The organism is Pseudomonas sp. FG6, assembly GCF_057809015.1.
The window spans coordinates 43668-63084 of record NZ_JBMDJD010000018.1 but is presented as its reverse complement, the minus strand read 5'-3'; the positions used below and the strand labels follow the sequence as shown (position 1 = coordinate 63084).

At 62.4% G+C, this 19417-nt stretch carries 19 protein-coding genes; 11 read left to right on the top strand and 8 right to left on the bottom strand.

Annotated features, from left to right (window positions below; genetic code table 11):
- Positions 1-5: 5 nt before the first annotated feature.
- The 3 genes from ACODSJ_RS13955 to ACODSJ_RS13945 all read left to right on the top strand — a co-directional run bounded on the left by ACODSJ_RS13955 (position 6) and on the right by ACODSJ_RS13945 (position 4020).
- Positions 6-1487, top strand: a complete 1482-nt coding sequence (locus tag ACODSJ_RS13955; RefSeq protein WP_489102282.1) for a mannitol dehydrogenase family protein — start codon at positions 6-8, stop codon at positions 1485-1487.
- A 94-nt stretch (positions 1488-1581) separates the two neighbouring features.
- Positions 1582-3069, top strand: coding sequence for a xylulokinase (gene xylB / locus ACODSJ_RS13950; RefSeq protein WP_489102281.1), 1488 nt, complete (start codon positions 1582-1584; stop codon positions 3067-3069).
- A gap of 12 nt (positions 3070-3081) precedes the next feature.
- Positions 3082-4020 carry a carbohydrate kinase family protein gene (locus tag ACODSJ_RS13945; RefSeq protein ID WP_489102280.1) on the top strand — a complete coding sequence of 313 codons (939 nt, stop codon included), beginning with the start codon at positions 3082-3084 and terminating at the stop codon, positions 4018-4020.
- A gap of 94 nt (positions 4021-4114) precedes the next feature.
- Here ACODSJ_RS13945 and ACODSJ_RS13940 read toward each other — a convergent pair whose 3' ends face one another.
- The 4 genes from ACODSJ_RS13940 to lpxO all read right to left on the bottom strand — a co-directional run bounded on the left by ACODSJ_RS13940 (position 4115) and on the right by lpxO (position 7509).
- Entirely contained in the window at positions 4115-4396 is a 282-nt protein-coding gene (locus ACODSJ_RS13940; RefSeq protein WP_489102319.1) for a DUF1652 domain-containing protein, read from the bottom strand.
- A 383-nt stretch (positions 4397-4779) separates the two neighbouring features.
- Positions 4780-5787, bottom strand: coding sequence for a threonine ammonia-lyase, biosynthetic (ilvA, locus tag ACODSJ_RS13935; RefSeq protein ID WP_489102279.1), 1008 nt, complete (start codon positions 5785-5787; stop codon positions 4780-4782).
- A gap of 236 nt (positions 5788-6023) precedes the next feature.
- Entirely contained in the window at positions 6024-6362 is a 339-nt protein-coding gene (locus ACODSJ_RS13930) for a hypothetical protein (protein ID WP_489102278.1), read from the bottom strand.
- A 247-nt stretch (positions 6363-6609) separates the two neighbouring features.
- Entirely contained in the window at positions 6610-7509 is a 900-nt protein-coding gene (gene lpxO / locus ACODSJ_RS13925) for a lipid A hydroxylase LpxO (RefSeq protein WP_489102277.1), read from the bottom strand.
- A 404-nt stretch (positions 7510-7913) separates the two neighbouring features.
- On the opposite strand from lpxO, the gene ACODSJ_RS13920 reads away from it, so the two are divergent.
- Together ACODSJ_RS13920 and ACODSJ_RS13915 are read left to right on the top strand one after the other, a co-directional pair.
- On the top strand, positions 7914-9500 hold the full coding sequence (locus ACODSJ_RS13920) for an ABC-F family ATPase (RefSeq protein ID WP_489102276.1): 1587 nt from the start codon (positions 7914-7916) through the stop codon (positions 9498-9500).
- 324 nt (positions 9501-9824) lie between these two features.
- Positions 9825-11018, top strand: a complete 1194-nt coding sequence (locus ACODSJ_RS13915) for an MFS transporter (protein WP_489102275.1) — start codon at positions 9825-9827, stop codon at positions 11016-11018.
- On the opposite strand, the gene ACODSJ_RS13910 is transcribed toward ACODSJ_RS13915, so the two are convergent.
- Together ACODSJ_RS13910 and ACODSJ_RS13905 are read right to left on the bottom strand one after the other, a co-directional pair.
- A complete protein-coding gene (locus ACODSJ_RS13910; RefSeq protein ID WP_489102274.1) occupies positions 11012-12049 on the bottom strand; it encodes an alpha/beta hydrolase family protein in 1038 nt (345 codons plus the stop codon). The genes ACODSJ_RS13915 and ACODSJ_RS13910 overlap by 7 nt on opposite strands.
- Positions 12050-12235: 186 nt before the next feature.
- The gene (locus ACODSJ_RS13905) at positions 12236-12844 is read right to left on the bottom strand and encodes an FMN-dependent NADH-azoreductase (protein ID WP_489102273.1); all 609 of its coding nucleotides are present in this window, start codon (positions 12842-12844) and stop codon (positions 12236-12238) included.
- Between the two features lie 140 nt (positions 12845-12984).
- Between ACODSJ_RS13905 and ACODSJ_RS13900 the strand changes: the two genes are divergently transcribed.
- Both ACODSJ_RS13900 and ACODSJ_RS13895 read left to right on the top strand, forming a co-directional pair.
- Positions 12985-13893, top strand: a complete 909-nt coding sequence (locus ACODSJ_RS13900; RefSeq protein ID WP_489102272.1) for a LysR substrate-binding domain-containing protein — start codon at positions 12985-12987, stop codon at positions 13891-13893.
- Complete coding sequence (locus ACODSJ_RS13895; protein ID WP_489102271.1) at positions 13890-14240, top strand: MmcQ/YjbR family DNA-binding protein; 351 nt, start codon at positions 13890-13892, stop codon at positions 14238-14240. Before ACODSJ_RS13900 ends, ACODSJ_RS13895 begins: the two co-directional genes overlap by 4 nt.
- Before the next feature lie 7 nt (positions 14241-14247).
- Here ACODSJ_RS13895 and ACODSJ_RS13890 read toward each other — a convergent pair whose 3' ends face one another.
- Both ACODSJ_RS13890 and ACODSJ_RS13885 read right to left on the bottom strand, forming a co-directional pair.
- The gene (locus ACODSJ_RS13890) at positions 14248-14667 is read right to left on the bottom strand and encodes a DUF1294 domain-containing protein (RefSeq protein ID WP_489102270.1); all 420 of its coding nucleotides are present in this window, start codon (positions 14665-14667) and stop codon (positions 14248-14250) included.
- Positions 14664-15494 carry an undecaprenyl-diphosphate phosphatase gene (locus ACODSJ_RS13885; protein ID WP_489102269.1) on the bottom strand — a complete coding sequence of 277 codons (831 nt, stop codon included), beginning with the start codon at positions 15492-15494 and terminating at the stop codon, positions 14664-14666. Before ACODSJ_RS13885 ends, ACODSJ_RS13890 begins: the two co-directional genes overlap by 4 nt.
- A 273-nt stretch (positions 15495-15767) precedes the next feature.
- On the opposite strand from ACODSJ_RS13885, the gene ACODSJ_RS13880 reads away from it, so the two are divergent.
- The 4 genes from ACODSJ_RS13880 (at position 15768) to fapA (ending at position 19416) form a co-directional block, all read left to right on the top strand.
- Positions 15768-17402, top strand: coding sequence for a methyl-accepting chemotaxis protein (locus ACODSJ_RS13880; RefSeq protein ID WP_489102268.1), 1635 nt, complete (start codon positions 15768-15770; stop codon positions 17400-17402).
- A 172-nt stretch (positions 17403-17574) separates the two neighbouring features.
- The gene (pnuC, locus tag ACODSJ_RS13875; RefSeq protein ID WP_489102267.1) at positions 17575-18138 is read left to right on the top strand and encodes a nicotinamide riboside transporter PnuC; all 564 of its coding nucleotides are present in this window, start codon (positions 17575-17577) and stop codon (positions 18136-18138) included.
- The gene (locus ACODSJ_RS13870) at positions 18135-18677 is read left to right on the top strand and encodes an AAA family ATPase (protein ID WP_489102318.1); all 543 of its coding nucleotides are present in this window, start codon (positions 18135-18137) and stop codon (positions 18675-18677) included. Before pnuC ends, ACODSJ_RS13870 begins: the two co-directional genes overlap by 4 nt.
- A gap of 292 nt (positions 18678-18969) precedes the next feature.
- Complete coding sequence (gene fapA / locus ACODSJ_RS13865; RefSeq protein WP_489102266.1) at positions 18970-19416, top strand: fibril amyloid chaperone protein FapA; 447 nt, start codon at positions 18970-18972, stop codon at positions 19414-19416.
- Position 19417: the final 1 nt, after the last annotated feature.

Genomic DNA, 19417 nt, shown 5'->3' with positions numbered 1-19417 from the left:
CTGCGATGAAACTCAACCGACAAAACCTGCACAACCTCGAATCCGAAGTCGCCCTGCCCGCCTACCCGTTGAGCGACATCCGCCAGGGCATCGCCCACATCGGTGTCGGCGGTTTCCACCGGGCGCACCAGGCCTACTACACCGATGCGCTGATGAACACCGGCGAAGGCCTGGATTGGGCTATCTGCGGCGTGGGCCTGCGGGCCGAAGACCACCGCGCCCGGGATGACCTGGCCGGCCAGGACTACCTGTTCACCCTGTTTGAACTGGGTGATAGCGATGACACCGAAGTCCGCGTGATTGGCGCCATCACCGACATGCTGCTGGCCGAGGACGGCGCCCAGGCGCTGATCGACAAACTGTCCGATCCACAGATCCGCATCGTCTCGCTGACCATCACCGAGGGCGGCTATTGCATCGACGACAGCAACGGCCAGTTCATGGCCCACCTGCCCCAGATCCAGCACGACCTGGCCCACCCGAACGCACCGAAAACCGTGTTCGGCTTCCTCTGCGCCGCCCTGGCCAAGCGCCGCGCGAGCGGCACCCCTGCGTTCACCCTGATGTCTTGCGATAACCTGCCCCACAACGGCGCCGTGACCCGCAAGGCCCTGTTGGCCTTTGCCGCGTTGCGCGACGCCGACCTGGCGCAGTGGATCGACCGCAACGTCAGCTTCCCCAACGCCATGGTCGACCGCATCACCCCGATGACCAGCGTCGCCCATCGCCTGCAACTGCATGACGAACACGGCATCGACGACGCCTGGCCGGTGGTCTGCGAACCGTTCGTGCAGTGGGTATTGGAGGACAAGTTCGTCAACGGCCGACCGGCCTGGGAAAAGGTCGGCGTGCAGTTCACCGACGACGTATCGCCCTACGAAGAGATGAAGATCAAGCTGCTCAACGGCAGCCACCTGGCGTTGACTTACCTGGGGTTTCTCAAGGGTTATCGCTTCGTCCACGAAACCATGAACGATCCGCTGTTCGTGCGCTACATCCAGGCCTACATGGACCTGGACGTGACCCCGCAACTGGCGCCGGTGCCCGGCATCGACCTGGTCGACTACAAGGCTACCCTGGTGGAGCGTTTTTCCAACCAGGCGATTGCCGACCAGCTGGAGCGGGTGTGCTCGGACGGTTCGTCGAAGTTTCCCAAGTTCACCGTACCGACCATCAACCGCCTGATTGCCGACGGTGGCGAAACTCGCCGCGCGGCACTGGTCGTGGCCGCGTGGGCGGTGTACCTCAAGGGCGTGGACGAAAACGGCGTCGCGTATGCCATCCCGGACCCGCGAGCCGCGTTCTGCCAGGCGTTGGTGGCCGACGATGCACTGGTGACCCAACGGCTGCTGGAGGTGGAAGAAATCTTCGGCACCGCCATCCCCCGTTCAGCGGAGTTCGTGGCCGCGTTCGAGTGGTGCTGCAACAGCTTGCGCGAGCATGGCGTGACGCGCACGCTTGAGCGGGTGTTGGCTGACGCGAATTGAGACTCGGATGTTGTGGCGAGGGAGCTTGCTCCCTTGCCACAACAAGCAATGTTGACCTGATCCTGTACCCAGACCTGACAACCTGAGGATTTCCATGGCAAACACACAACTGTTCCTGGGCATCGACTGCGGCACCCAAGGCACCAAGGCGCTGGTCCTGGACGCCACCAGCGGCCAGGTCCTCGGCCAGGGCACCGCGGCCCATGACATGATCAGCGGCCCCAACGGCCGTCGCGAGCAAGAGACCGGGCAGTGGCTCGACGCATTCACCCAGGCGACCCGCCAGGCGCTGGCCGCTGCCGGCGTCGATGGCCAGGCGATTCTCGGCATCGGCGTCTCCGGCCAGCAGCACGGCCTGGTGCTGCTCGATGCGCAGGGCGAAGCCCTGCGCCCGGCCAAGCTCTGGTGCGACACCGAAACCACCCCGGAAAATGAACGGCTGCTGGCCCACCTCGGCGGCGAAAGCGGTTCCCTGGAGCGCCTGGGCGTGGTCATCGCCCCCGGCTACACCGTGTCCAAGCTGTTATGGACCCGTGAACAGCATCCTCAGGTGTTCAACCGCATCGCCCGCATCCTGTTGCCCCACGACTTCCTCAACCACTGGCTCACCGGTCGCCATTGCACCGAATACGGCGACGCCTCGGGCACCGGCTATTTCAACGTACGCACCCGTCAATGGGACGTACAGCTGCTGCAACACATCGACCCCAGCGGTCGCTTGCAAGCAGCGTTGCCCGAGTTGATCGAGGCCCATCAGCCGGTCGGACGCATCCTGCCGGCCATTGCCGCGCACCTGGGCATCAACCCCGAGGCCGTGGTGTCCAGCGGTGGTGGCGACAACATGATGGGCGCCATCGGCACCGGCAATATCCAACCCGGCGTGATCACCATGAGCCTCGGCTCTTCCGGTACCGTCTACGCCTATGCCGCAGAACCCTCGGTCAGCCGACAGGCGTCGGTCGCGACCTTTTGCTCGTCCAGCGGCGGCTGGTTGCCGTTGATCTGCACCATGAACCTGACCAACGCCACCGGAGCGATCCGCGAGTTGTTGGAACTGGACATCGACACCTTCAACACCCTGATAACCCAAGCGCCCATCGGCGCCGAAGGCGTGTGCATGCTGCCGTTTCTCAATGGAGAACGCGTGCCCGCCCTGCCCCAGGCCACCGGCAGCCTGCTGGGCTTGACCACCACCAACATGACCCGGGCCAACCTGTGCCGGGCCGTGGTCGAGGGCACGACCTTCGGCTTGCGTTATGGCTTGGACCTGTTGCGGGCCAACGGGCTGCAGGCCCAGAGCATTCGCCTGATCGGCGGAGGCTCGAAGAGCGCGGTGTGGCGGCAGATCGTCGCCGACATCATGGACACCACAGTCATTTGCACCGAACAGAGCGAAGCCGCCGCATTGGGCGCGGCGATCCAGGCGGCGTGGTGCCATTCAGGCGCATCGCAAGGCCTGGCCGAACTGTGCGAGCGCTGCGTCAAGCTCGAACCGGCCAGCGAAACCCGGCCCGTCGCCGGGCAAGTCGCGGCGTCCCAGCAGGCTTATGAACGATATCGACAACACGTCGCAACCCTTTGAGAGCGGGCATCTATGTATCTGGTGTGTGGTGAAGCGCTGTTTGATTTTTTCAGTGACAACGAGGCGGATGGGCCGATCTCGCAAGTGAACTACAGGGCGATTGCCGGTGGCTCGCCCTTCAACGTGGCGGTGGGGCTGCGTCGCCTGGGGGTCGAATCGGCACTGTTTACCGGGCTGTCCACCGATTACCTGGGCCGCCGATTGCAGCAAGTGCTGCTCAATGAGGGCGTCAGCCCCCAATACCTGCTGGATTTCGACGCACCGACCACGCTGGCGATGGTGGCTGTAGGGGCCAATGGCTCACCTCACTACAGTTTTCGTGGCGAAGACTGCGCGGACAGGCAATTGAGACTGCCCCATCTACCGGAGCTTGGCCCCGAGGTACGCGGCTTGCATTTGGGCTCATATTCCCTGGTGGTACCGCCCGTCGCCGACACGCTCCTGGCCTTGGCGCAACGTGAAAGCGGTAAGCGCCTGATCAGCCTAGACCCGAACGTGCGACTCAACCCGCAACCGAACATCGAGCTGTGGCGCGCGCGGATCGCGATGCTGGTGGAATATGCAGACCTGATCAAGGTCAGCGACGAGGACCTGAGCCTGCTCTACCCCGGCATCGATCCCCAGGTGGTCATTGAAGTCTGGCTGGAGCAACGTTGCCAATTGGCGTTCCTGACCCGTGGCGGCCAGGGGGCTACAGTCTTCAGTCGCCAGCACGGCTCATGGTCGCTGCCGGCGTGTCCGGTGGAAATGGTCGACACCGTGGGCGCGGGCGATACCTTCCAGGCCGCATTGATTGCATGGTTGACAGAACAGCGACTGGACTCGATCGAAGGCTTGCACAGCCTGACCCGGGAACAGATCAGCGCAATGCTTGGGTTCGCCATGCGCGCGGCAGCCCTGACGTGCGGCAAGACCGGGCCCGACCTGCCCTACCGCCGGCAACTGGACTGAACTGGAAAAACAGAAAAAGGGATGCCAGGTCTCGGCCATCACCAACCCGATATTGACCCACCTGGCGTTTCGATTAGCGCAAAAGCCGTTGCCTTCAGCGTCCGGTCATCCGGTGATGTTGCTGATGAAAATGGTTACCACTGGCCTGGTTCTGGTCCAGCTCGGAGCGCAGCTCGGCAATCAAGTCGTTGATTGCCCGGCAGCCGGTGAGCTTGTTGGCATCGATGTCGGACTTGATCAAGGCCACGCGATCGGTTTCATGATCGTCGTAGATCTTCACCGTCATCGACAGGTCAGGTGACAAGGTGCATTGCGAGCGCTTGGGCAGCAAACTGCTTTCAATGATGTTTCGCATTTCGAGGGCAGATAAAAACATGGCGACTCTCTCCTGTTGAGGCGGCCAACTTATGTTCGCGAAGCCGGTATTTCTTCCGTTTCCTTCCCTGCGGACTGGGACTACGAATACCGTGCCATTCGCTCGTTCTTTTGCGTTGTCGATCAGCGAGTTCGTCATGCGAACTCCTGAATCATCCCGCAAAAAATATGCCTGTATTGACGACCTTCCGGATTGATTTGAATCAAGCGCTTAGCTTCGTCCTGCTTCCACGGGCTCGTGCAGAATGCAAGGAAACACTGCTTTTCCCATGCAAACTGCAATCGCTTTGTCGCCCGGTCGCAATCTAGAGTAGCCGTTCTTTTGCAGACGCAAGCGGGCGCCCGTCGGCTGCGCCGAAAAAAGTGTGACGCCGCGTAAAAAACTCAAATCGCGCTCACCGCCGCGCGCTCCGCGACATGGCCCAGGCTGTCGAAATTGATGTTGGCGCCAGAATCGATCGCCACCAGGGTCTGGCCTTGCACACCCGTGCGGGCGACGTACTGTTTGATGCCCGCGACCGCCAGCGCGCCGGAGGGCTCGGTGATGGAACGGGTGTCGTCGTAGATGTCCTTGATCGCGGCGCACAGCTGGTCGTTGCTCACCGTCACCACCTCATCCACGCAGAAACGGCAGATATCCAGACCGTGCCCCCCGACCTGAGCCACGGCCACACCGTCGGCAAAGGTGCCCACCTGCGCCAGGCTCACCCGCTCCCCGGCCACCAGCGCTGCCTGGAGACTGGCCGAATGCTGCGACTCGACACCGATGATGCGCACATCCGGACGCAGGTACTTGACGTAGGCGGCAACCCCAGCGATCAGCCCTGCGCCGCCGACCGGGACAAAGATCGCATCCAGCCGGCCGGGTTGCTGGCGCAGGATCTCCATGGCGACGGTGCCCTGCCCGGCGATCACGTCCGGGTCATCGAACGGTGAAACGAACTCACGCCCGGTCTGTTTCGCCAACTCCAGCGCGTGGGCCAGGGCAAACGGAAAGCTTTCCCCGTGCAGCAACGCCTCGGCGCCCAGCTTGCGTACACCCTGCACTTTCAATTGCGGGGCGGTCCGGGGCATGACGATGCTGGCCGCGATGCCCAGTTCCCGCGCCGCCAGCGCGACGCCTTGGGCATGATTGCCGGCCGACGCGGCAATGACGCCACGGGCACGTTGCTCCGGGGTCAGTTGCACGAGTTTGTTGTAGGCACCGCGGATCTTGAAGGAGAACGTCGGTTGCAGGTCTTCGCGCTTGAGCAGCACCTGGTTGCCCAAGGCTTGGGACAGCCCGGGGGCGACTTGCAGCGGTGTTCGCACCGCCAGTTCGTACACCGGGGCGGCAAGGATCTTCTTGACGTAGTGTTCCAGCAGGGCAAGTTCGGCAGAACTGAAGGGCATGGCGGTCTCCTGGTTTGAACGGAGCCCGGGAGACAGAAAGAAAAAACCCGCCTCGAGGGCGGGTTGGGTGCAGCCGTCAGCTAACCCGCCAAATAAGGAATGGCGGTAATAATGCTTGGCTGGCTACGCAGTACGGTGAAAGTCATGGGTGGAAATTAGCGGTGCATGGGTGACAAGTCAACGGCGATATCAAGTGACATGGGCGGTGGGCCGCTCGGCGACTTTTCGTACAAATCCTAGCGGTTGCCATCGGGCTTCCTCGACGGCGCAGGCGACTCGAGGGTGGGTCGCGGCGAACCCGACGGCTGCCCCGCACGCGGATAACCGTTGCCGATCCCGCCGTTCTCCAGGGTGGGCGGACGTGGCACAGGGACAGTCGGATTGTTACGAAGGGTCGGCACGTTGGGCTGGGTGCCCTGCATGCTATTGGGATTGGCCCGGCGCGTCGGGCTGTTGTAGGGATTGCTGTTGCCCGGCAGATTCTGGGCCAGGAGCGCAGGACCTGCGCTCGGCACAGCGGCTTGGACAGCGGCGCTCAGGAGCAGCGCCAGGAACGTGATCATCAACCTGCTCATTCGCACACCTCGTGTATTCACGCATATCGAAAACACGCTACGCCGCCGGTTCGGCGCTGTATAAGAAAAATGTCCACCGCGAAGCCCCCTGCGAAACCTGCGAAAAACGGCAAATCCGCTCCGGCTAAAAAAGCCTCGAAGGCCTCCCGGGGCTAAGCCCTGGCGCGCAATACAAAGGAATCTGTCATGGCCAAGGCGTAACAACTGGAGGCGCCGGAATTTGGGGCATAAAGACACCGGCCCGCCTTCAAATCCAGACAAAGACCGCCAGCAAAGCGCCAAAAAACGTCCATTTCTGCAAGTAGTACAGCGGGCGGTTACGCTTCTTCAGTGCCTTGCCTTGCAGGCGGATCTTGTACAGCCTGGAAAATGCCCGGTTCAAGCCGCCGGTCTTGTCGCCGGCATCGTTGGGGGCACCGGCGGCAGCCATCACGGTGCGGCTGAACCAGCGGTTGAACGCCGTGGCCCAGCGAAATTTCATCGGCCGCTCCACATCGCAGAACAAAATGATGCGGTTACGGTTGGTGGTGTTCTCGGCGTAATGGATGAACGTCTCGTCAAACATCACCGCCTCCCCGTCCCGCCAGTGGTAGCGCTCGCCGTCGACGTCGATGTAGCAGCCGGGGTCGTTGGGCGTCTCCAGCCCCAGGTGATAGCGATACGACCCGGCATACGGGTCGCGATGGCGGACCAGCTTCGACCCAGGCGGCAATTCGGCGAACATCGCGGCCTTGATCGAACCGATGCCCTGCACAAGCTCGGTAGTGCGCGGGCACAGTTTCATCGCCGAGGGGTGACTGTCGCCATACCACTTCAGGTAGAAACGCTTCCAACCGGTCTTGAAGAATGAATTGAAGCCAACGTCGTCGTATTGGTTGGAACGCTTGATCTCGCCGGCCTGCAACAACTGCTGGCCCTCGGCGCGAATCTGCTCCCAATTGGCCTGCAACGGACTCAGGTCCGGAAACTCCCCAGGGCTCAGGAACGCTCGGCTGGGCCATTTCGAACACAAGTACAACAGGCAATTGATCGGCGCGAGAAAGGACGAGTGATCGCTCAACTGCCGCCCGAGCTTGTGCCGTACGCGCCCTCGCAGGTGCACGTAGCCGATGGACAGCAGGTAAATCGCGACGATGAACAGTTTCAAAGGAGTCCGTCACACAGTGGGGTGAACAGGCGGCCTCCCCGGCCAATCAAGCGGCAAGGGGGATGGCGTCGAGGGAGATGGCATTTTAGCCACAGTTCGTAACCGAAAGTTAAGCCTCAGTTGTGAAAAACTGTCTTGCTCCGGCAACACCCTATCGTTAATGCGGCCAGATCAGTACAATCGCCGCCAATATTACGCGCCCCCCTTTTGGCCGATGCCGCAAACCTGGCTTCGGCGCACTTGCACTCGGGCCTGGCGCTCCGTATGCAGCTGTCCTCTTATGCCGGAAGGACCCTTGCGCTTGCGACCGCGACACCTTCGCGCGGGCCGCATCAGCGCAAACAAGGTACTGAACAGGTACTGCCGCACCCTTAGCTACTCTGAATGTTCCGCAGGATAAACCTTTGATCTCTACAGCTAACATCACCATGCAGTTCGGCGCCAAGCCGCTGTTCGAAAACGTTTCGGTCAAGTTTGGCGCGGGCAACCGCTACGGCCTGATCGGCGCCAACGGTTGCGGCAAGTCGACCTTCATGAAGATCCTTGGCAGCGACCTCGAGCCGTCCGGCGGCCAGGTGATGCTCGAACCGAACGTGCGCCTGGGTAAGCTGCGCCAGGACCAGTTCGCCTACGAACAATTCACCGTGATCGACACCGTGATCATGGGCCACGAGGAGCTGTGGAAGGTCAAGGCCGAGCGTGATCGCATCTACTCGCTGCCGGAAATGACCGAAGAAGACGGCATGGCCGTGGCCGAGCTGGAAACCGAATTCGCCGAAATGGATGGCTACACCGCCGAATCCCGCGCTGGCGAACTGCTGCTGGGCCTGGGTATTCCGTTGGAACAGCACTTCGGCCCGATGACCGAAGTCGCGCCAGGCTGGAAGCTGCGGGTGTTGCTCGCCCAGGCACTGTTTTCCGATCCGGAAGTGCTGTTGCTCGACGAACCGACCAACCACCTGGACATCAACACCATCCGCTGGCTGGAAAACATCCTCACGGCGCGTAACAGCACCATGATCATCATTTCCCACGACCGGCACTTCCTCAACAGCGTCTGCACCCACATGGCCGACCTGGACTACGGTGAGCTGCGCCTGTTCCCGGGCAACTACGATGAGTACATGATCGCCGCCACCCAGTCCCGCGAACAGCTGCTGTCGGACAACGCCAAGAAGAAAGCCCAGATCGCCGAGCTGCAGACCTTCGTCAGCCGCTTCTCGGCCAACGCCTCGAAAGCCAAGCAGGCCACCTCCCGCGCCAAGCAGATCGACAAGATCCAGCTGGCCGAGGTCAAGCCGTCGAGCCGCGTGAGCCCGTTCATCCGCTTCGAACAGACCAAGAAGCTGCATCGCCAGGCGGTCACCGTCGAGCGCATGTCCAAGGGCTTCGAGGGCAAGACCCTGTTCAAGAACTTCAGCTTCACCGTCGAAGCCGGCGAGCGCGTGGCGATCATCGGCCCCAACGGTATTGGCAAGACCACCTTGCTGCGCACCCTGATGGGCGAGCTGACCCCGGACGCCGGCTCGGTGAAGTGGACCGAAAGCGCTGAATTGGGCTACTACGCCCAGGACCATGCCCACGATTTCGAAGACGATGTCAGCCTGTTCGAGTGGATGGGCCAATGGACCCAGGGCGAGCAGATGATCCGGGGTACCCTGGGCCGCATGCTGTTCTCCAACGACGAGATCCTCAAGTCGGTCAAGGTCATCTCCGGTGGTGAACAGGGTCGCATGCTGTTCGGCAAGCTGATCCTGCAAAAGCCTAACGTACTGGTGATGGACGAACCGACCAACCACCTGGACATGGAATCCATCGAAGCGCTGAACCTGGCGCTGGAGAACTACCCGGGCACGCTGATCTTCGTCAGCCACGACCGTGAGTTCGTATCGTCCCTGGCCACCCGCATCATCGAGCTGAGCGCCGACGGTGTGGTTGACTTCAGCGGCACCTACGACGATTACCTGCGCAGCCAGGGTGTGATGTTCTAAGAACGGCCCCGAGCGGTAAGCTGCAAGCAAAGCCCTGTCCGTTGTGACAGGGCTTTTTTGTAACCGGTCCCCGTGGAGAGGGAGCTTGCTCCCGCTCGGGCGGTCCGACGCCTCGGGCGCAGCAGCCGCACACCAAGCCATGCGGTTCACCTGGAACAATGCAGGGGCCTGCTTCGCAGACCAACGGGAGCAAGCTCCCTCGCCACGGGTGTTGCGGTGCCTGGGCCTACACCCCTCTCCCAAGCCATTTAGTTAGCCTGCTTCCTTTTCTCCCCGCCGCGCGCCATGATGAGGCTCTCCTGCCGCCGCCCGCGAACGAGCCCCATGTCAACGCATTCACCCGCCCCCAGCTCGCTGTCGATCACCCTGCAGATCGTTTCCATCGTCTTCTATACCTTCATCGCCTTCCTCTGCATCGGCTTGCCGATTGCCGTGCTGCCGGGCTATGTCCATGAGCAACTGGGCTTCAGCGCGGTGGTGGCCGGGCTGACCATCGGCTCACAGTACCTCGCCACCCTTCTCAGCCGCCCGATGGCCGGAAGGCTGTCGGACAGCGTCGGCACCAAGCGGGCCATCGTCTATGGGCTGTCGGGGATCGTGCTCAGCGGCGTACTGACGCTGCTCTCCACGTTATTGCAGAGCCTGCCGCTGGTGAGCCTGCTGATTCTGATTGGCGGTCGTCTGCTGCTTGGTGCAGCCCAGGGCCTGATTGGCGTGGGCACGATCAGTTGGTGCATGGGCCAGGTTGGCGTGGAACACACCGCCCGCTCGATTTCCTGGAACGGCATCGCGTCATACGGCGCCATCGCCATCGGTGCCCCGCTGGGGGTAGTGATGGTCGGCGAGCTCGGTTTCGCCAGCCTGGGCGTCGCCCTGTCCCTGTTGGCCGGCGCGGCGTTGCTGATGATCCGCAACAAACCGTCGGTGCCCGTCGTTCGCGGTGAACGCCTGCCCTTCCGGGCGGTTTTCGGGCGCATCGCGCCTTACGGGACCAGCCTGTGCCTGGCCTCGATCGGCTACGGCACCCTCACCACGTTCATCACGCTGTTCTATATCAGTCGCGGCTGGACCGGCGCAGCATGGTGCCTGACGGTATTCGGCGTGTGCTTCATCCTGTCGAGGTTGCTGTTCATTTCCAGCATTGCCCGCTTCGGTGGATTCAACTCCGCCATTGCCTGCATGAGCATCGAGACCCTGGGGCTGGCGTTGCTTTGGCTGGCGCCCAGCACCGCCTTCGCACTGGTCGGCGCAGGGTTGGCGGGCTTCGGGTTGTCGCTGGTGTACCCGGCGCTGGGTGTGGAGGCCATCAAGCAAGTGCCCAACACCAGCCGGGGCGCGGGATTGAGCGCCTACGCGGTGTTCTTCGACCTCGCGCTGGCCATTGCCGGTCCGCTGATGGGGGCGGTGGCGTTGAACCTGGGCTATGCCTCGATTTTCTTCTGCGCCGCGCTCCTGTCCATCACCGGCCTGGGCCTGACCCTGCTGCTGCGCCGCCGGAGCGAAAAAACCGCTTATTGATCGGCCGTGCGCATACCCGCCCGACTCGGCTTGCCCAAGGCCTGGCTGAAAAAGCGGCTGGCCTCGGAGATCATCGTGCGGTGAATGTCCTTGCGGTCCACACCGTCGGCATCGGTGCACAAGGCCGGCATCGCCGCGATCTGTTCCTCGGTGCACGGGGCCAAAAACACAAAGTGTCCGGCGCCGACCAGGGTCTTGAAGTCCGGAGCGATGGGCAGCTTGCGGGCCAGCGCGGCGGCGTTCTTGTCAAAAGCCACCAGTTTGTCGCCGTCGCCGCTGTACAGCAGCACCGGCACATGAACGTCGGCCAAGGTGTGCCGACCGAATTTCAGGCTCAGCGGCGCCATCAGCAGCAAGGCCCGGACCCGGCTGTCGGCCACCGGTTGCAGATCGTCACGGTCAGCCACCAGCTCGCCCTGGGTGTTGCAAGCATCCCGGTCATCCGGGCGCTCCAGGCAATAACGTCGCAGGCGATTGAGGTCCGGCGTGGCGCCCGACAGGATCAGCGCCGTCTCGCCACCTGCGGAATAACCGATCACACCCACCTGGTCGGCATTGACGAACGGTGAAAGCATCGGGTCATTGAGCGTCGCGGTGATGGCTTCAGAGATCTGGATCGGCCGCCCGTAAAGGTTGCTGAGGGTACCGAGCCGGCTGTGATCCTGGGCGTTGTCGCCGGGATGAATCACCGCCACCACGACAAACCCCTTGCGCGCCAGGGACGTCGCCAAGTCATGCAGGGCCAGCGGTGTACCGGTGTTGCCGTGGGACAGCATCAGCATCGGAAAGCGGCCGATGGCGATCTGGGCGTCTGGCGCGGCATCGATCTGATAGCCGCCCAACGGGCTGGTCTGCTCTTTATCGGTTGAGGGGTAGAACGCGATGGCATGCATCGGCTGCCGATCCAACGGATCGAGAAAGCTGAGTTCATGAAAACCGGCGCTCCAATGCGGATGCAGTCCCGGAGCGGCCTGCACCGGACCGAAACTGGCAAACAAGCAAAGCAGCGACGCTGCACCAAAACGTATCATCGTATCTTCCACCTTCACCAGCGTACGGGAAGGCCCCGTCGCTCGCACACCTTGGCCGTGCATAACTTGCGCCAGAAACCCCGGCGCCGAATGCAGCAAAACCCTGCATCCCGGCCATCCAATGACGACGAGAATACAGGGTTTTGCGAAGGTTGCCCCGAAGAGCTTGGTGTCTTTACGCAAGCCTTACGCGGCGGCGAACTGTTCGCCGATCTGCGCCTTGGCGTCGCTCATGGCTTTGGCACGCATATCGTCACCGTAGGCCAGGCCTTCGGCGCGGACGAATTCGATCTCCGTGATGCCCAGGAAACCGAACATTTGTTTCAGGTATTGCTCATGGCCCACGCCGCTCGGTTGGCCGGCATGCAAACCGCCCGCGGTGGAAACGATCACCAATTTCTTGCCGCGGCACAGCCCTTCAGGGCCCGCTTCGGTGTAGCGGAACGTCTGGCCGGCCACGGCGATGCGGTCGATCCAGGCCTTGAGCTGGGTCGGAATGCTGAAGTTGTACATCGGCGCGGCAATGACCACCGCATCGGCTGCCTGGAACTCGGCCATCGTCACGGCACTGAGCTGCGCCTCGTGTTGCAGGGCAGCGTCGCGCAATTCGGCGCTGGTGCCGGCGGCGACCAGGGTCTGGGCGGAGAAATGGCTAATGGCGTCGGCGGCCAGGTCGCGATAGGTCACCACGGTTTCAGGTTCGGCGGCTTTCCACGCGTCGACCACGTCGCGGCTCAGTTGGCGGGATGCGGAGTTGTCGCCGAGGATGCTCGAATCGATGTGCAACAGTTTCATGTAAGGGCTCTCCAAGTGAGGATCGCAACCGGCGATCAATTGAGGACAATCCTACCGATGAAACCAATAGCCGATTAGTCCGTATCGGTGCGATAGTTCGTTCCATCGATAGGACAATGACAGGACAAATCGAGCCAGCTATGCAAGACCTCAACGATCTGTACTACTTCGCCAAAGTCGTCGAAGCCGGCGGGTTCGCGGCAGCCGGTCGGGCCTTGGGCATTCCCAAGTCGCGGCTGTCCCGGCGCATCGCGGAACTGGAGGCGCGTCTCGACGCCCGCCTGCTCCAGCGCACCACCCGCCAGTTGAAACTGACAGCCGTGGGCGAACGCTATCTGCGCCATTGCCAGGCGATGCTGCTAGAGGCGGAGATGGCCGACGAAGCGGTGGCGAGCATGTCCAGCGAACCTCGCGGGCGCTTGCGCGTGTCGAGCCCGGTGGGTTTGGCCCATGAAATCCTGTCGGGCTTGACCGCCTCGTTCCTGGCGAAATACCCCCAGGTGCAGTTGGAAATGGTGCTGCTCAACCGCCGGGTGGACCTGGTGAGCGAGGGCATCGACGTGGCCTTGCGCGTACGCGACCTCGGGACCGAAGACCCACTGCTGGTCACGCGACGCCTGCGCCAGGCCCGGCTGGTCATGGTGGCCAGCCCGGCCTTCGTCCAGGGGCGTCGGATCGAAACGCCGCAAGACCTCGCGCAGCTGCCGGTGCTCGGCGCACTGGAGGCCGATCGCCTGGTGCACCTGCGCCTGCTCAATGCCAACGGGGAAAGTGTCGAGCTGGCGCTGGAGGCACGGCTGGGCATCGACGATTTCATCGTCCGGCGCGCCTGCGTCCTCGAAGGCCTGGGTTTTACCTTGTTGCCAAACATGTATTGTGAGCAGGCGTTGCGCGACGGCACCCTGGTGGAATTGCTGCCGCAATGGTCGCTGCCCGACGGCTGGCTCCAGGCGGTCTACCCTCATCGCCGGGGCATGCTGCCCGCGGTACGCGCCTGGATCGACCATCTGGTGGAAGGCTTCAATCTGTGTGGAAACAGAACCCTATGAGCATGAGTGAAGAAAGCGTTGCACGGTTTTGCCTGAGCCTGCCCGGCGCCCGGGAAGACTACAAATGGGGCGGCGTCCGAGTGTTTTCCATCGCCGGGAACAAGATGTTCGCCCTGCAAAACCTGCGGGGCGACTCGTTGGCGTTCAAGGTCGACAAGGACTTGTTCCTGGGGCACTGCGACCGCCCCGGCATCCACCCCGCGCCTTACCTGGCGCGCGCCCAGTGGATCATCATGCAAGTGCCCTACCCGCTGGGCGCCGAAGAGCTGCGGGGCTTGCTGCAACGCTCCCATCAACTGGTGGTCAGCAAGTTGCCCAAGCGCACCCAGATTGGCCTGTTGCTATAGCCGTTGTTCAGAACAAGGCGCCGCCGAGGAACAACTGGTCGATCCAGAACACCTGGTGCAGCAGTACGATGATCCAGAACACCACTTGGAACGACACCTTGCGGGTCTTGTGGCGAAACACCTGCTGGGCCAACAAGGCGCCGGGCCAGCCGCCCGCCAGTTCCACCGCGTGCAGCACGTTTTCCGGGGTACGCCAGGCGTCGGTGCGGGCCTGGCGCTTGTCGTGCCAATACAGCAGGAACGCCACCAGGCTGACCGCGCCATAGGCCAGCAAGGGCACCCACGACACCGACCGCAGCCCGAACAGCAACGCGCCGAACAACGGCAGCGCACACACCAGGGCAAATACCGTCAGCTTGAGTCGCAGGTACTGCACGCCTCCGTTGCCATTGCGCCCCGCGCGTTTGCGACTGCCCGTTTCATTCATGGCTTGGCCGCGCTCCAGTCCACCCAACCGAACTGCCAGGTGGCCAGGATCAGCAGGCCGAAGGCGATCCGATACCAAGCGAACACGGCGTAGCTGTGGCTGGCGATGAAGCGCAGCAGGGCCTTGACGGCAATCATGGCGAAAATGAACGCGGTGACGAAACCGATGGCGAACACCGGGAAATCCGCCGGGACGAACAGTTGACGGTACTTGTAGCCCGAGTACACCGCCGCGCCGACCATGGTCGGCATGGCCAGGAAGAACGAAAACTCGGTGGCCGTCTTGCGCGACAGGCCGAACAACAAGCCGCCAATGATGGTCGCGCCCGAACGGGAGGTGCCAGGGATCATCGCAATGCACTGGGCCAGGCCGACCTTCAGCGCATCCTTCCAGGAGATCTCGTCCACCGTTTCGGCGTGCACCTGGTGCTGGCGCTTCTCGGCCCAGAGCATCACGAAACCACCGACCACCAGTGCTGCGGCCACCGTGATCGGATTGAACAGGTAGTGATGGATCCAGTCGGCCAACAACACGCCCAATACCACGGCGGGCAGGAAGGCGATCAGCAGGTTAGCGGTGAACCGGCGCGCGCTGGGCTGGGTCGGCAAGCCCAGCACCACGTCGAAGATCTTGCTGCGAAACTCCCAGACCACCGCGAGGATCGCGCCAAGCTGGATGATGATGTTGAACGCCATCGAGCGCTCGCCGCCAAAGTCGAGCAAGTCGGCCACGATGATCTGGTGTCCCGTGCTGGAGATCGGCAGAAACTCCGTCAAGCCTTCTACCACGCCAAGAATCAGTGCCGAAAAGGCGCTCCACAAATCCATTCATCCCCCAAAAAGGACCCTGTTTTGTACGGGTCTCATCAATAATCAAGTGTCAGGCAGGTGCACGCAGCGGCTGCACGATAACGGCTACCGGTCGAAAAAAACCAATGAAACATCGCGCGGGGCTCAGGTTTTGCGCTGCGGCGCCGAAATCCTATCAGACAAGCCCTGATAACGCTGCCGCGTTATGACTCAGGTCAATTACGGACAGCCGCCGGGCGCTACAGTGCCGGCCGTCGATATGACAAGAATAAAAAACCGGAGTGACAGCGTATGAATAGCTTGCGCAATGTGTCGATCAGCCGACGCCTTTGGCTCATCCTGATCGTGTCCATCGTGATGGTGTTCACGCTGGGCGCGTTGATGCTCAACCAGATCCACACCGACCTGTACCAAGCCAAGGTGCAGAAAACCCAGCATGTGGTGCAGACCGCCAGTGGCGTGCTCGCTTATTACCATGGCCTGGAAACCGCCGGCACCCTGACTCGCGACGCTGCGCAAAAGCAGGCCCTCAGCGCCGTGCGTGGGCTGCGCTACAACCAGAGCGACTACTTCTGGATCAACGACCTGACACCGGTCATGGTCATGCACCCCGCCAACCCGAAGCTCGAAGGCCAGAACCTCTCGGCCATTCGTGACCCGAACGGTTATGCGCTGTTCAACGAAATGGTCGCCATCGCCAAGGCCAAGGGCGCCGGCATGATCAACTACCTCTGGCCGAAGCCGGGCGCCGACGCGCCGGTGGGCAAGACTTCCTACGTTCAATTGTTCGAGCCCTGGGGCTGGGTCATCGGCTCGGGGGTGTATGTGGATGACGTCCAGGCCGAATTCCAGTCCCAGGTGATCAAGGCCTCGGTGGTTGGCCTGATCATCACGCTGCTCATGGGCGTGCTGTTGACGCTGATCGTGCGCAGCATCGTCAGCCCCCTGCAGGAGACGGTCAACGCCATGGCCAACATTGCCAGTGGCGAGAGCGACCTGACCCGCACCCTCGACACCCATGGCCAGGACGAAGTGACCCAATTGGCCCGGCATTTCAACGCGTTTACCGCCAAGTTGCGCCAAGTGGTCAGCCAGTTGCAGGTCTCGGCCAGCGCGCTGGGGCAATCCTCCAGCGAGTTGGGCAACGATGCCGCCCAGGCCCAGGAACGCAGCCAGCAGCAATCGCAGCAAATGGAACTGGTGGCCACGGCGATCAACGAAGTGACCTATGGCGTGCAGGACGTGGCGAAAAACGCCGAGCACGCCGCCAGCGAGATGCGCGACGCCGAGTCCCAGGCCCAGCAAGGCCAGGTCAACATCGACGGCAGCCTGCAACAGATCGATCGCCTGTCTCAGACCATTGACCAGGCGGTGGAAGTGATTCGCACCCTGGCGAGCGAAAGCACCCAGATTGGCAGCGTGCTGGAGGTGATCCGTTCGATCGCCGAACAGACCAACCTGTTGGCGCTCAACGCCGCGATCGAAGCCGCGCGTGCCGGCGAGCAAGGCCGTGGTTTTGCGGTGGTTGCCGATGAAGTGAGGCTGCTGGCCCAGCGCACGCAGAAGTCGACGGCGGAAATTCAGGCCATGATCGAACGCCTGCAGAATCACTCCGAAGCGGCGGTGAAAGTCATCAGCGACAGCAGCCGCGCCTCGCAACTGACCATCGAGCAGGCCGGCCTCGCGGGCGCCAGCCTCAATGCCATTGGCCAGGCCCTGCGCAATCTCAACAGCCTCAACGCCTCCATCGCCAGCGCGACCCTGCAACAGGCCCATGTGGTGGAAGACATCAACCAGAACGTCACCCAGGCCGCCGGCCTGTCCCACAGCACCGCCATGGCCGCCGAACAGTCGAGCCTGGCGAGCGGCCGACTCAAGGCGCTGAGTGAACAGTTGAACGGGTTGCTTACACAGTTCCGGGTCTGACGACCGATCGACAACCCTGTGCGAGCCTGCTCGCACAGGTTTTTTTGCTGTTCACCATAAGCTCTGTGGAAGGCCGCTCGCGATAGTGCACCCCATTCAACATTGGTATTGGAGCTCTCCACACCCTAGCGTTTACAATCCCCGCCCTTTTCCATTTCCCAAGGAACCCACCATGTCCGGGCTTGAACTGTTTGCCGCAGCCCTCGGCGTGATCGCTGTCTGGTTGACCGTCAAGCAGAACCCCTGGTGCTGGCCGATCGGCCTGGTCATGGTGGCGCTCTACAGCTGGATCTTCTTCGAAGTGAAGTTGTACTCGGACATGTTGCTGCAAGTGATTTACGCCGCCTTGCAACTCTACGGCTGGTGGCAGTGGACCCGGGCCGGGCAGCATCACGACGGGCGGCAGGTCACGCGGCTGGATGGTCCGTCCATGCTGCTCGGCCTGGGCGCAGGTGCAGTGGGCAGCTTGGTGCTGGGCGCGGCCATGGCGCACTGGACCGACGCCGCCCAGCCTTGGCTCGACGCCGCGCTGACCGGTTTCAGCCTCGTGGCCCAATGGTGGATGGCGCAGAAACGCGTGCAATGCTGGCCGCTGTGGATCGCGGTGGACGTCGTTTTCGTGGGCCTGTTCGTCTACAAAGATTTGTACCTGACCGCCGCGCTCTATGCGCTGTTCACGCTGCTGGCCGTGCAAGGTTGGCGGCAGTGGCAGGCCGATCCGGCTTTGCGCGCATGAAGGTGGTGGTGCTGACCGGCCCCGAATCCAGCGGTAAAAGCTGGCTGGCCACGCGTTTGCAGGAGCACTTCGGTGGCTTGCGGGTGGACGAATACGTGCGCCACTTCATGGAACAGAACCCACGCGACACCTGCCTGGCCGACATCACCGACATCGCTGGCGGGCAGTTGGCCTGGGAAGACGCGGCCCGCGCCGAGCAACCCTCGTTGCTGATCCTGGACACGCATCTGTTGAGCAACATCCTCTGGAGCCAGACCCTGTTCGGTGACTGTCCGGACTGGCTGGAACCGGCCCTGCTGGCCCGTCATTACGACTTGCACTTGCTGCTGAGCCCGGAGCAGGTCGAATGGACCGGTGACGGCTTGCGTTGCCAACCGGAGCTGGGTGAACGGCTGGCATTTTTCGAAGCGATCGAGGCTTGGTTGATCCGGCATCGGCAACCTTTGCGGGTCATCGAGGGCGATTGGGCGCAACGCCAGCAGCAAGTGTTCGCAGCCGTCGCCCATCTGCTGGGACAAGGCGCTGTGTTCCACGGCTGAAACAACGATGTCGCATCAAGCCCGGATCCAAAGCCGTTTCATATCGTTGTCATCAACACTGTAACCCCCCTGAAACACCCTCCCAAAACCCTGGATCCAGAGCCCTGTGATCACAGACGGCACGTCGATCGTCACGCGCCCTGTCTCAGCCTTGAAACAGGCCGCTCCTCCAAGGACGAACGCACAAATCCAATCCTTTGAATTCAAAGGCATTTCACAATCCGGCACGACCCATGCTCTACCCCTTCGCAACGCTGTATAGGGCCAGCGTACCGTAGAAGGAATCGATGCCATGGGGATGTTCGAGAGGCGCTTGAGCTATTTGCTGTTAATCGGCTGCGCCGCCAACGCAGCGCTCAGCCTGCCAGTGCAGGCCGAAGGCAACGGCGTCATCGTGCTTAACCGTGACGTGCAACCCATCGCTATTGGTCGCAACGGCGGCAAAGACCCCTACCCGACCACCGTCAACGCCAACCCGTCCGAGCGGATCGCCCAAGCGAGCGCCAGCAGCGAGCTGAGCGATGGCGAGTTCGCCAGCGTGGCCAGCGGCTCATCGATCCGCAACACGATCAACACCAATACCGGCGTGCAGGGCCTGAACGTGGTGACCAACCCCAACGGCATGCCTGGCATGGGCGCCGGACATGGAGGCGGCAGTGGTGGTGCGATCTCCGGCACCATCAACCGCTCGTTGAGCTCCGGCCTGGCCCCATTGGGTCGGCTCGCCGGAGGTCAGTGAC